Source organism: Pseudomonas sp. RA_5y_Pfl1_P24, from assembly GCF_963970945.1.
In the GTDB taxonomy this organism is placed as follows: Bacteria; Pseudomonadota; Gammaproteobacteria; order Pseudomonadales; family Pseudomonadaceae; genus Aquipseudomonas; species Aquipseudomonas tritici.
The window spans coordinates 444,538-457,057 of record NZ_CAXAOJ010000002.1; the positions used below are offsets into that span (position 1 = coordinate 444,538).

Consider the following 12,520-nt stretch of genomic DNA (forward strand, 5'->3'; position numbering starts at 1 on the left):
CTACGGCAAGCGCGTATGGAATTTCCTCCCGCGCGCTGCTGCCCAATCCGCTAGTCTTGATCCATTTTGAAACGGAGCTGCCCATGTTCGAATCCGCTGAAATCGGCCACGCCATCGACAAAGACACTTACGACGCCGAAGTGCCGGCACTGCGTGAAGCCCTGCTGGAAGCGCAGTACGAGCTGCAACAGCAGAAGCGCTTTCCGGTCATCATCCTGATCAATGGCGTCGAAGGCGCCGGTAAAGGCGAGACCGTCAAACTGCTCAATGAATGGATGGACCCGCGCTTGATCGAAGTGCGCACCTTCGACCAGCAGACCGACGAAGAACTGGCGCGCCCGCCTGCCTGGCGCTACTGGCGTCAACTGCCTGCCAAAGGCCGCATGGGCGTGTTTTTCGGCAATTGGTACAGCCAGATGCTGCAAAGCCGCGTGCATGGGCAGATCAAGGATGCACGTCTGGACCAGGCTATCGCCGGCGCCGAGCGTCTGGAGAAGATGCTCTGCGATGAAGGTGCGCTGATCTTCAAATTCTGGTTCCACCTCTCCAAAAAGCAAATGAAGGCGCGGCTCAAGGCCTTGGCCGATGACCCGCTGCACAGCTGGCGCATCAGCCCGCTGGATTGGCAGCAGTCCGAGACGTACGACAAATTCGTGCATTTCGGCGAACGTGTGCTGCGCCGCACCAGCCGCGACTATGCACCGTGGCATGTCATCGAAGGCGTTGACGCGCATTACCGTGGGCTGACCGTGGGCAAGATCCTGCTCGAAGGCCTGCAAAACGCCTTGAAGCTGTCCAAGGGCAAGGCCAGTGGCATGAACCCGGCGCCGTTACCCTCGGCGGTGGACCAGATGAGCCTGCTTAATAGCCTCGACATGACGCTGCGGCTGGACAAGGACGATTACGAAGAGCAACTGATTACTGAGCAGGCGCGCCTCTCCGGCCTGATGCGAGACAAACGCATGCGCAAGCACGCCCTGGTCACGGTATTTGAAGGCAACGATGCGGCGGGCAAGGGCGGGGCGATCCGTCGTGTCGCCGCCGCACTGGACCCGCGCCAATACCATATCGTGCCGGTTGCCGCGCCCACCGAAGACGAACGCGCCCAGCCGTACTTGTGGCGGTTCTGGCAGAAAATCCCGGCGCGGGGCAAGTTCACCGTGTTTGATCGTTCGTGGTACGGCCGTGTACTCGTTGAGCGCATCGAGGGCTTTTGCACCACGGCGGACTGGATGCGCGCCTATGGCGAGATCAATGACTTCGAAGAGCAACTGCGCGATGCCAGCGTGATCGTGGTGAAGTTCTGGCTGGCCATCGACAAGCAGACCCAGTTGGAGCGTTTCCAGGCTCGGGAGGAAATCCCCTTCAAGCGCTTCAAGATCACCGAGGACGATTGGCGCAATCGCGACAAATGGGACGACTATCGCGCCGCCGTCGGCGATATGGTCGACCGTACCAGCACTGAAGTCTCGCCCTGGACGTTGGTCGAAGCCAATGACAAGCGCTGGGCCCGGGTCAAGGTATTGCGCACGATCAACCGGGCGCTGGAGGAGGCATTTGAACAATCCGACAAGCACGGCAAGAAAGGCAAGAAGAAGTAGGCCTATCCATAGGGTGAATGATCGTCGCGGTTGATGGGAGCTGGATCTATTCTCGATCCATCTCCCAACCACCACAAGATCGAGGTAGCCCATGCGTGAAGTAGTGATCGTCGACAGCGTGCGAACCGGCCTGGCCAAATCCTTTCGCGGCAAGTTCAACCAGACTCGCCCGGATGACATGGCGGCCCATTGCGTCAATGCGCTGCTCAGCCGCAACGGCGTCGACCCGGCGACGGTGGAAGATTGCATCGTTGGCGCCGGTTCCAACGAGGGTGCCCAGGGCTACAACATCGGGCGCAATGTGGCGGTGCTGTCGCAACTGGGCACCGGTACGGCGGGGATGACCCTCAATCGTTTCTGCTCATCGGGCTTGCAGGCGATAGCGATTGCGGCCAACCAGATTGCTTCGGGTTGCAGCGACATCATCGTCGCCGGGGGTGTCGAGTCCATCAGCCTGACCATGAAAAGCGTCAACACCGACAACCTGATCAACCCCCTGCTCAAAGAGCAGGTGCCGGGTATTTACTTCCCCATGGGCCAGACCGCTGAAATCGTCGCTCGTCGCTACACTGTCAGCCGCGAAGAGCAGGACCTGTACGCCCTGCAAAGCCAGCAGCGTACCGCCCAGGCTCAGGCTGACGGCTTGTTCAACGATGAAATCGTGCCCATGGCCGTCAAGTACAAGGTCGAGGACAAGAACACCGGTGAAGTGCAGGTGCTCGATGGCGTGGTTGATCGTGATGATTGCAACCGTCCGGACACCACTTTGGCCAGCCTGCAAGGGTTGAAGCCGGTATTTGCCGAGGACGGTTCGGTGACGGCGGGTAACTCGTCGCAACTGTCCGACGGGGCTTCGATGACCCTGGTGATGAGCCTGGAAAAAGCCTTGGCGTTGGGCCTCAAGCCCAAAGCCTTTTTCCGTGGGTTTACCGTGGCTGGCTGCGAGCCGGACGAGATGGGCATCGGCCCGGTGTTCTCGGTGCCCAAGCTGCTCAAGGCCAAGGGCTTGCAAATGGCGGATATCGACCTGTGGGAGCTGAACGAAGCGTTTGCGTCGCAGTGCCTGTATGCGCGTAATCGCCTGGGCATTGATAACGCGAAGTACAACGTCAACGGTGGTTCGATTTCCATCGGGCACCCGTTCGGCATGACCGGATCGCGGCAGGTAGGGCATTTGGTGCGTGAGCTGCAGCGGCGCAATTTGCGCTACGGCATTGTCACGATGTGCGTCGGCGGCGGCATGGGCGCCACCGGCCTGTTCGAAGTCGTCCGCTAAACCCCACTGAAAAAACCGGCTCGAATGTGGGAGCTGGCTTGCCAGATCCCACATTTGAACGGCGTCGTAGCCCAATCCTTTCACTTACCCCTAGAATGCTGCACCACTTCCTCTGGCTCCTGGGGCATTCATGCACATCTCTTCCGGCCGCTGGGTCTATGGTTTTTTACTGACCCTGATGACCGCGCTGCTCTGGGGCATTCTGCCGATCAAACTCAAGCAGGTGTTGCAGGTGATGGACCCTATCACCGTCACCTGGTTTCGCCTGACGGTGGCCGGCGGTTGCCTGTTCGTCTACCTGGCGCTCACCCGGCGCTTGCCCAGCCGCAAGGTGCTGGGCCCCAAGGGTGGCTGGCTGGTGGGGATGGCCGTGTGCGGCCTGGTGGGCAATTACGTGCTGTACTTGGTGGGCTTGAAAATGCTCAGCCCCGGCACTGCACAGTTAGTGGTGCAGATGGGGCCGATCTTCTTGATGGTCGCCAGCGTGTTTGTGTTCAAGGAGCGTTTCAGCCGCGGGCAAGTGCTGGGGTTGTTGGTGCTGATGGTTGGTTTTGGCCTGTTCTTCAACCAACGTCTGTTGGAGCTGTTGACGTCACTTGGCACCTACACCGCCGGGGTGCTGACCGTTCTGCTCGCTACGTCGATCTGGGTGTTCTACGCCCTGGGTCAGAAGCAATTGCTCACAGTGTGGAATTCGCTGCAAGTGATGATGGTGATCTACCTGTCCTGCGCCGTGCTACTCACGCCTTGGGCGCACCCGCTGGAGGCGTTGGGCCTGAGCCCGCTGCAAGGCTGGTTGCTGCTGGCGTGCTGCATGAACACCCTGGTGGCCTACGGCGCCTTTGCTGAAGCGCTCGCGCATTGGGAAGCCTCGCGGGTCAGTGCGACGCTTGCGCTCACACCGTTGGTGACCTTTGTAGCAGTCGCCCTGGCGGCGTGGTTGTGGCCTGAGTATGTGCAGGCCGAAGAAATCAACGCCCTGGGGTATGCCGGGGCGTTGGTGGTGGTGTTGGGCTCGGCGACTGTTGCGCTGGCGCCGTCGTTACTCGCCGGGCTCAAGGCCCGGCGGGTGCGCATGGCTTGCTAGGCGCCGAGCATGTCTTGCGGGCGAACCCACTGATCAAATTCGGCATCCGTCAGATAGCCCAGCTCAAGTGCAGCTTCCCGTAGGGTGAGGCCTTCGGTGTAGGCCTTCTTGGCGATTTCTGCCGACTTGTCGTAGCCGATATGCGGATTAAGCGCAGTCACCAGCATCAGCCCACGCTCCAAGTGCGCGCCCATCTGCTCGGCGTCGGGCTCGAGACCGGCAATGCAATGCGCCTGGAAGTTGTTGCAGCCGTCGGCCAGCAGGCGGATCGACTCCAGCAGGTTGTGGATGATCACCGGCTTGTACACGTTTAACTGCAAGTGCCCTTGGCTCGCGGCCATGCCGATGGTCACGTCATTGCCCAAGACCTGGCAGGCCAGCATCGACAGCGCTTCGCATTGGGTCGGGTTGACCTTGCCCGGCATAATCGAACTGCCCGGTTCGTTGGCCGGCAACTTCACCTCGGCCAACCCGGCGCGCGGGCCGGAGCCCAGCAGGCGCAGGTCGTTGGCGATTTTCATCAAGGCCACGGCCAGGGTTTTCAGTGCGCCGTGCAGGGTTACCAACGGCTCATGGCCGGAGAGGGCGGCGAATTTGTTTGGCGCGGTCACAAACGGCAAGCCCGACAGCGCCGCCAGTTCGGCGGCAATCGCTTCGCCAAAACCATGCGGCGCATTCAGCCCCGTGCCCACGGCAGTGCCGCCCTGGGCCAGCTCGCACACGGCGGGCAGGGCACTGCGCACGGCGCGTTCGGCGTAATCGAGCTGGGCGATAAATGCCGAGAGTTCCTGGCCAAAAGTGATCGGCGTGGCATCCATCATATGGGTGCGCCCGGTCTTTACCAGTTTCATATGCCGTGCGGCCAGTTCGGCCAAACCACCGGAAAGCGTGGCGATCGACGGCAACAATCGCTCATGTATCGCTTGTACCGCTGCGATGCTCATGGCGGTGGGGAAGCAGTCATTGGAGCTCTGGGAACGGTTGACGTGATCGTTGGGGTGCACCGGGCTCTTGCCGCCGCGCTTGTTGCCAGCCAGTTCATTGGCGCGGCCGGCGATCACTTCGTTGGCGTTCATGTTGCTTTGGGTGCCGCTGCCGGTTTGCCAGACCACGAGGGGGAACTGGTCGTCATGCTGGCCGGCCAGTACTTCGTCGGCGGCCTGTTCGATCAGGCGTGCGATGTCGGCAGGCAGGTCGCCATTTCGATCGTTGACCCGTGCCGCGGCCTTTTTGATCAGGGCCAGGGCGTGCAGTACCGCCAGGGGCATGCGTTGCTCGCCAATGGCAAAATTCACCAGCGAACGTTGGGTCTGAGCGCCCCAGTAAGCGTCATCCGGGACTTGGACTTCTCCCAGGCTGTCGGTTTCGATACGGCTCATCGGGCACACTCCTTCGGGTTCGTTTGCGCAGTTTAGGCCCTGATCGACCCAGCGGGTTCCGTAAAAGGTTGTTCATCGGATTCATTGCCCGCAAATCCAGGCCCGACAAGGGGTGGGGTTGAGCCATGGCGTTTTTTAGGCGCAGAATGAGCGCCCTTGGGGTCCTACCTCGCCTGCTAGAAAAGGAAACTCGATGACTCGTCTTCGTGCCATCTGTACCGCGGTTGCTCTGGTTTGCGCCAGCGGCCAGGTTTTTGCCGATACCGCCAGCCACAACGCCAGTGCCGAAGCCTTCCTTACCCTGGCCCACGCTGACAAGCTGGGTACCCCGGTGTACATGCAAGTGCAGCAAATGTTCGCCCAGCGTTTCGAACAAACCAAGGCGCCTGCCGCCAAGCAGTCCATATTGGACAGCTACCAGGCCAAGGCCAACGCTGCCCTGGACCAGGCTATCGGCTGGCCGAAGCTGAAACCGGACATGGTCAAGCTCTACACCACCAACTTCAGCGAATCCGAACTCAAGGACCTGGTTGCCTTCTACCAGTCTCCACTGGGTAAGAAAGTCCTGGAAAAAATGCCGCAACTGACCCAGCAATCGGCCCAGATGACCCAGGCCAAGCTGGAAAGCGCCGTGCCGGTGGTGAACAAGCTGTTGGAAGACATGACCAACCAACTGGCACCGGCGAAGAAACCTGCCGCCCCTGCCAAGAAGTAAGTGGAGCCGGCAATGACCATGCAACAGCGTATCGAAGAGGCGCTCGCCGAGCTGGGCCAGGACTATTTGAGCGTGCAGGATGAAAGCCATATGCACAGCCGTGGGCTGCAGACCCACTTCAAGGCCGTGCTGGTCAGCCCGCAGTTCGAAGGGCTCAACCGCGTCAAGCGCCACCAGAAGGTCTACGCCACCCTCGGTGACCTGATGGGCGAGTTTCATGCGCTCGCGTTGCATACCTACACGCCTGAAGAATGGGCGAAAATCGACGCAGCTCCGGCCTCGCCGACCTGCGCAGGAGGAGAGTGAAGCAGCGGCAAGTTTTTAGCTGCAAGCTGCAAGATTGAAGCTCGCATACCGCATATAGCTCCTTCTTGTTAGAATCCTCAACGCGCCGCATAGTCGGCGCGTTTTTTTGCTTTTGCCTTTACTTGTAGCTGCAGCTGAAAACTCGCAACTGCCCCTATCCGGTTCACCCTTTACGAGGGTAGCCACCTGGAGAGAACACCCGTGACTCAACCGATTGTCGTGGCGGCACTGTATAAGTTCGTCACCCTCGAAGATTACGTCGCCGTGCGCGAGCCATTGCTGCAGGCGATGGTCGACAATGGCATCAAAGGCACCTTGCTGATCGCCGAAGAAGGCATCAACGGCACCGTTTCCGGCAGCCGCGAAGGCATTGATGGCCTGATTGCCTGGCTGAAAAAAGACCCGCGCATGGTCGACATCGACCACAAAGAATCCTACTGCGACGATCAGCCGTTCTACCGCACCAAGGTCAAGCTCAAGAAGGAGATCGTGACCCTGGGCGTCGAAGGCGTCGACCCGAACAAAAAGGTCGGTACTTACGTCGACCCGCAGGACTGGAACGCGCTGATCAGCGATCCGGAAGTGCTGCTGATCGACACCCGTAACGACTACGAAGTGTCCATTGGTACCTTTGAAGGCGCGATCGACCCGAAAACCACCAGTTTTCGTGAATTTCCCGACTACATCAAAGCCAACTTCGACCCCGCCAAGCACAAGAAAGTCGCCATGTTCTGCACCGGCGGCATTCGTTGCGAAAAAGCCTCCAGCTATATGCTCAGCGAAGGCTTCGACGAGGTCTACCACCTCAAGGGCGGCATCCTGAAGTACCTCGAAGAGGTGCCGCAGGCAGAAACCAAATGGCAGGGCGACTGCTTTGTGTTCGACAATCGTGTGACCGTGCGCCACGACTTGAGCGAAGGCGACTACGATCAATGTCATGCCTGCCGCACACCCGTGAGTGTGGAAGACCGTGCATCCGAGCACTACGTGGCTGGCATCAGCTGCCCGCATTGTTGGGATACGCTGCCCGAGAAGACCCGTCGCAGCGCGATTGATCGGCAAAAGCAGATCGAGCTGGCCAAGGCCCGCAACATGCCGCACCCGATTGGCTTCAACTATAAGCAATCACCTTCCGAGGCTTGAGCTATGTCCGCGCGCCTGCTCTATATAATGGACCCGATGTGTTCCTGGTGCTGGGGCTTTGCCCCGGTGGCCCAGGCGTTGGTGAAGCAGGCCCAGTCGGCCGGTGTGGAACTGCACCTGGTGGTGGGCGGCCTGCGCACTGGCAGTGGCGCGGCGTTGGAGCCGACGACCCGCCGCTACATCCTGGAGCACTGGCAGGCCGTCACCGACGCCACCGGCCAGCCGTTCAAACGCGAAGGCGCATTGCCTGACGGTTTTGTGTACGACACGGAGCCCGCGTGCCGCGCTATCGTTACCGCCCGCAGCTTGGCGCCGGATTGCGCGTGGAAACTGCTGGGGCTGATCCAGCGTGCTTTTTATGTCGAGGGCTGCGATGTGACCCTTGCCAGCGTGCTGGTGGAGCTGGCCGAGCAGGCGGGCATTCCGCGTATCGAGTTCGCCGGTGCTTTTGACCGTGCCGAGCAGCATGCTGCCACGGCTGCCGACTTCACTTGGGTGCAGGACTTGGGTATCGCCGGCTTCCCGACGCTGTTGGCCGAGCGTAATGGCCAGTTGGCCCTGCTGACCAACGGTTACCAGCCGTTGTCCGAGCTGTCGCCGTTGTTGGGCCGGTGGCTGGAGCGAGCGACCTGTGCATGATCAGCCAGACAAAGATGCCGGCAAACGTGTGGACCGACTGACCTGGGCGGAAATTCGCCGCCTGGCCCTGCGTCACAAGAAATCCCTGTGGCTCGCCAATGGCGTCGCCGTGCTGGCAACCCTGTGCAGTGTACCGATCCCCTTGCTACTGCCGTTGCTGGTGGACGAAGTGCTGCTGGGTCATGGCGATGCTGCCCTCAAAGTGATGAACCACGCCCTCCCGCTGGGTTGGCAGAAAGCGGCCGGGTATATCGGCCTCATGCTGCTGGTGACCCTGTGTCTGCGCTGCGGTGCCCTGGTGTTCAACGTAGTGCAGGCGCGGCTGTTTGCGCGGCTGGCCAAGGACATCGTGTACCGCATCCGGGTGCGCCTGATCGAGCGGCTCAAGCGTATTTCCCTGGGCGAGTACGAAAGCCTGGGCAGTGGCACGGTCACCACGCACTTGGTCACCGACCTGGATACCCTGGATAGATTTGTCGGCGAAACCCTCAGCCGCTTTCTGGTGGCCATGCTCACGCTGGTAGGCACTTCGGCGATCCTGGTGTGGATGCATTGGCAATTGGCGCTGCTGATCCTGTTGTTCAACCCGCTGGTGATCTACGCCACGGTGCAGTTGGGCAAACGCGTCAAACACTTGAAGAAGCTGGAAAACGACAGTACGTCGCGCTTCACCCAGGCCTTGACCGAGACCCTCGACGCTATCCAGGAAGTGCGCGCCGGCAACCGCCAGGGCTTTTTCCTCGGGCGCCTGGGCCAGCGTGCCCGGGAAGTGCGTGACTTTGCCATTCATTCACAGTGGAAAACCGACGCTTCCAGCCGCGCCAGTGGTTTGCTGTTCCAGTTTGGTATCGATATTTTCCGTGCGGCCGCCATGCTCACCGTGTTGTTTTCCGACCTCTCCATTGGCCAGATGCTCGCGGTGTTCAGTTACTTATGGTTCATGATCGGGCCGGTGGAACAACTGTTGAACTTGCAATATGCCTATTACGCGGCGGGCGGTGCGCTGACGCGGATCAACGAACTGCTGGCACGTGCCGACGAACCGCAGTATGCCGGGGGTGAAGACCCGTTTATCGGGCGTGAGACCGTCGGCATCGAAGTGCGCGGCCTGGACTTCGGCTACGGCGAAGACCTGGTGCTCGACCAGTTGAACCTGGTCATTGCGCCGGGCGAGAAAGTGGCAATCGTCGGCGCCAGCGGCGGCGGTAAAAGTACCTTGGTGCAACTGCTGCTCGGGCTGTATACGCCACAGGCTGGAACTATCCGCTTTGGTGGTGCCACTCAGCAGGAAATCGGGCTGGAGAGCATCCGCGAAAACGTCGCCGTGGTGCTGCAACATCCCGCGCTGTTCAACGATACCGTGCGCGCCAACCTGACCATGGGTCGCGAGCGCAGCGACCAGGCCTGCTGGCAGGCACTGGAAATCGCCCAGTTGGATGCTACCGTCAAGGTATTGCCGATGGGCTTGGACAGTGTGGTGGGGCGCTCCGGAGTGAGGTTTTCCGGCGGGCAGCGTCAACGCCTGGCGATTGCGCGCATGGTGTTGGCCGAGCCGAAAGTGGTGATCCTCGACGAAGCAACTTCCGCCCTGGACGCCGCTACCGAGTACAGCCTGCACCAGGCGCTGGCGCGGTTTCTCAGTGGGCGTACTACACTGATCATCGCCCACCGCCTGTCGGCGGTTAAGCAAGCCGACCGAGTATTAGTGTTCGACGGCGGTCACATTGCTGAGGACGGTGATCATCAGCAATTGATTGCCGATGGCGGCTTGTACGCCAAACTCTACGGGCACTTACAGCAAGTACGTTGATTCAGCCTAAGCTGAGCTATCGGAAGCGGTTTTTCGCGTGCGTATCCAGCAGTGCATGTGCAAGGGACTTCATGAAGCAAAAGCGTACTTTCGGAACGCCAAGGCTGTTGGGCATTGTGTGGCCTTTCATCGCCGTGGTGCTGTTTCAGGCATTGTTGGGCTGTGTCAGTCTTTTCATGCTTTCAGCTGTGCGCGGCTATGTGGCCGGCGAGAGCCTGTGGTCGAAGGGCCAAAAAGACGCCATCTACTACCTCACGCTCTACGCTGACAACCGTGACGAAGCCACGTACCTCAGATACAAGCAGGCCATAGCCGTGCCTCAGGGCGGGCATGAGCTGCGCATCGCCCTCGATCGTCCTACGCCTGATCTTACGGCTGCGCGGCTGGGCATTCTCAAGGGGGGCAACCACCCGGATGACGTATCGAGCCTGATTTGGCTGTACCTCAATTTTCGTCACTTCAGCTACCTGGAAAAAGCCATCGAGTTGTGGACCGTGGGCGATGGCTACCTGGTGCAACTCGATGGCCTGGCCCAGGAGATGCACGGCGCAATCATCCGCGACCAAGTCAGCGCCCACGACGTGCGGCAATGGAAGGCGCATATCATCGCGATCAATGAAGGCGTAACGCCAGCTGCCAAGGCCTTCAGCGATGCGTTGGGCGAAGGCTCGCGGATGATCCTGCGGCTGCTGCTGATTACCAACCTGGCCACGGCCCTTGGCCTGATTGCGCTGGCGCTGTTGCGCACGCATAAGTTGCTGGCCCAGCGCCACGCTTTCGCCAACGCCCTGCAACAGGAGAAGGAGCGAGCGCAGATCACGTTGGAGTCGATTGGCGATGGAGTGATCACCACCGACGTCGACGGTGCCATTACCTATATGAACCCGGCAGCCGAGGCGCTGACGCACTGGCATTCGGCCCAGGCTCAGGGACTGCCGCTGGCAGCACTGTTCAACTTGTTGGATGACGATGCCGAGCCCGACGGGTTTACCCTGATCGAACATATTGTCAAGGGCCAGCTCAGCGGCGGCAGCGAGCATTCAAAGACCATCCAGCGGCTGGATGGCAGCACGGTCTCGGTAACCCTGGTGGGGGCGCCGATCCGCAGCGACGGCAAGGTCACGGGGGCGGTGCTGGTGTTGCATGACATGACCCAAGAGCGCCAATACATCGCCAACCTGTCCTGGCAGGCAACCCATGACGCCCTGACTGGCCTGGCCAACCGCCGCGAATTCGAATTCCGCCTGGAACAGGTGCTGCACCCAGCAGGGCAGCAGGACGGCGGGCGGCATGCATTGATGTTTCTTGACCTGGACCAGTTCAAGCTGGTCAACGACACCTGTGGTCATGCGGCAGGTGATGAACTGTTGCGACATATTTGCGCGTTGCTGCAGTCGGACCTGCGCGAGGGCGACACCCTGGCGCGCCTGGGGGGGGATGAGTTCGGCATTTTGCTGGAAAACTGCCCGGCGGTCGTGGCGGAAAAAATCGCCGAGAGCCTGCGCCATACTGTGCAGAGCCTGCATTTTGTGTGGAAGGGCCGGCCGTTCATGACCACTGTCAGCGTCGGCCTGGTGCACCTTGGGCAAACCCCAACCACCCTGGAAACCTCGCTGCGCGCCGCCGACATGGCGTGCTACATGGCCAAGGAGAAAGGTCGCAACCGTGTGCAGGTGTACCACGCCGATGATTCGGAATTGTCCCTGCGCTTTGGCGAGATGGCCTGGGTGCAGCGCCTGCACATGGCCTTGGAAGAGAATCGGTTTTGCCTCTACGCCCAGGAAATCTCGCCCCTGGGACAGACCGATGCGGGCAATGGGCATATCGAAATCCTGCTGCGCCTGCATGATGAGGCCGGCCGCATCATCTTGCCTGACAGCTTTATCCCTGCGGCCGAGCGTTACGGTCTGATGACGTCCCTGGACCGTTGGGTGGTGGAGAATGTGTTCAAGATCATCGCCCGTTGCCTGCAGGAGCGTCCGAACCGCCCTATGGCCGTGTGTGCGATCAATCTGTCAGGTATAACTATTGGTGATGATGAGTTTCTCGGATTTTTACGTGAGAAATTTCATACTTACAATATTCCGCCCGGCATGATCTGTTTTGAAATTACCGAAACCAGTGCGATCGCTAATCTGGGCAGTGCAATCCGTTTTATTAATGAACTCAAAGCCTTAGGTTGTCAGTTCTCGCTGGATGACTTTTGTGCCGGAATGTCCTCATTCGCTTATCTCAAACATTTACCTGTAGACTTCCTGAAGATCGATGGAAGTTTCGTAAAGGATATGCTGGACGACCCGATTAACCGCGCGATGGTCGAAGTGATCAATCACATCGGCCATGTCATGGGTAAGCGCACAATTGCAGAATTTGTCGAGACACCGCAAATCGAACAGGCACTACTCGACATTGGTGTTGATTACGCTCAGGGCTACCTGATTGAACGACCGCAATTGTTTACCTTTGATAGCTTGCAGTGTCGACCTGTGCGGCCGCAGCCCCTGTTATTCAAGGCGCCTGGCACATTCCGCTGAAACATTCGCTGGTCTGTACAATCACACTTA

10 protein-coding genes are annotated in these 12,520 nt (G+C 59.9%); 9 read left to right on the forward strand and 1 reads right to left on the reverse strand.

Going from position 1 to position 12,520, the window contains the following annotated elements; all coding sequences use genetic code 11:
• Positions 1-83: 83 nt before the first annotated feature.
• From pap to AACY30_RS04590, 3 genes are all read left to right on the forward strand, one after another.
• A complete protein-coding gene (gene pap / locus AACY30_RS04580; RefSeq protein ID WP_339539863.1) occupies positions 84-1,601 on the forward strand; it encodes a polyphosphate:AMP phosphotransferase in 1,518 nt (505 codons plus the stop codon).
• 91 nt (positions 1,602-1,692) lie between these two features.
• Positions 1,693-2,877, forward strand: coding sequence for a thiolase family protein (locus AACY30_RS04585; protein ID WP_339539866.1), 1,185 nt, complete (start codon positions 1,693-1,695; stop codon positions 2,875-2,877).
• Positions 2,878-3,007: 130 nt separating this feature from the next.
• Positions 3,008-3,964: a DMT family transporter gene (locus AACY30_RS04590; RefSeq protein ID WP_339468267.1), complete on the forward strand. Its 957-nt coding sequence runs from the start codon at positions 3,008-3,010 to the stop codon at positions 3,962-3,964.
• Here AACY30_RS04590 and AACY30_RS04595 read toward each other — a convergent pair.
• Entirely contained in the window at positions 3,961-5,343 is a 1,383-nt protein-coding gene (locus tag AACY30_RS04595; RefSeq protein ID WP_339416476.1) for a class II fumarate hydratase, read from the reverse strand. The two genes, AACY30_RS04590 and AACY30_RS04595, sit on opposite strands and share 4 nt — an antisense overlap.
• Positions 5,344-5,536: 193 nt before the next feature.
• Here AACY30_RS04595 and AACY30_RS04600 point away from each other — a divergent pair, with 193 nt between their 5' ends.
• The 6 genes from AACY30_RS04600 (at position 5,537) to AACY30_RS04625 (ending at position 12,490) form a co-directional block, all read left to right on the forward strand.
• Complete coding sequence (locus tag AACY30_RS04600) at positions 5,537-6,058, forward strand: DUF2059 domain-containing protein (RefSeq protein WP_339416474.1); 522 nt, start codon at positions 5,537-5,539, stop codon at positions 6,056-6,058.
• Between the two features lie 12 nt (positions 6,059-6,070).
• On the forward strand, positions 6,071-6,364 hold the full coding sequence (locus AACY30_RS04605; protein ID WP_339468271.1) for a BolA family protein: 294 nt from the start codon (positions 6,071-6,073) through the stop codon (positions 6,362-6,364).
• Between the two features lie 201 nt (positions 6,365-6,565).
• Positions 6,566-7,507, forward strand: a complete 942-nt coding sequence (gene trhO / locus AACY30_RS04610) for an oxygen-dependent tRNA uridine(34) hydroxylase TrhO (RefSeq protein WP_339539869.1) — start codon at positions 6,566-6,568, stop codon at positions 7,505-7,507.
• A gap of 3 nt (positions 7,508-7,510) precedes the next feature.
• Positions 7,511-8,146, forward strand: a complete 636-nt coding sequence (locus AACY30_RS04615) for a DsbA family protein (RefSeq protein ID WP_339539872.1) — start codon at positions 7,511-7,513, stop codon at positions 8,144-8,146.
• A complete protein-coding gene (locus AACY30_RS04620) occupies positions 8,139-9,956 on the forward strand; it encodes an ABC transporter ATP-binding protein (protein ID WP_339468275.1) in 1,818 nt (605 codons plus the stop codon). Before AACY30_RS04615 ends, AACY30_RS04620 begins: the two co-directional genes overlap by 8 nt.
• Before the next feature lie 71 nt (positions 9,957-10,027).
• On the forward strand, positions 10,028-12,490 hold the full coding sequence (locus AACY30_RS04625) for an EAL domain-containing protein (protein ID WP_339468276.1): 2,463 nt from the start codon (positions 10,028-10,030) through the stop codon (positions 12,488-12,490).
• Positions 12,491-12,520 lie beyond the last annotated feature (30 nt).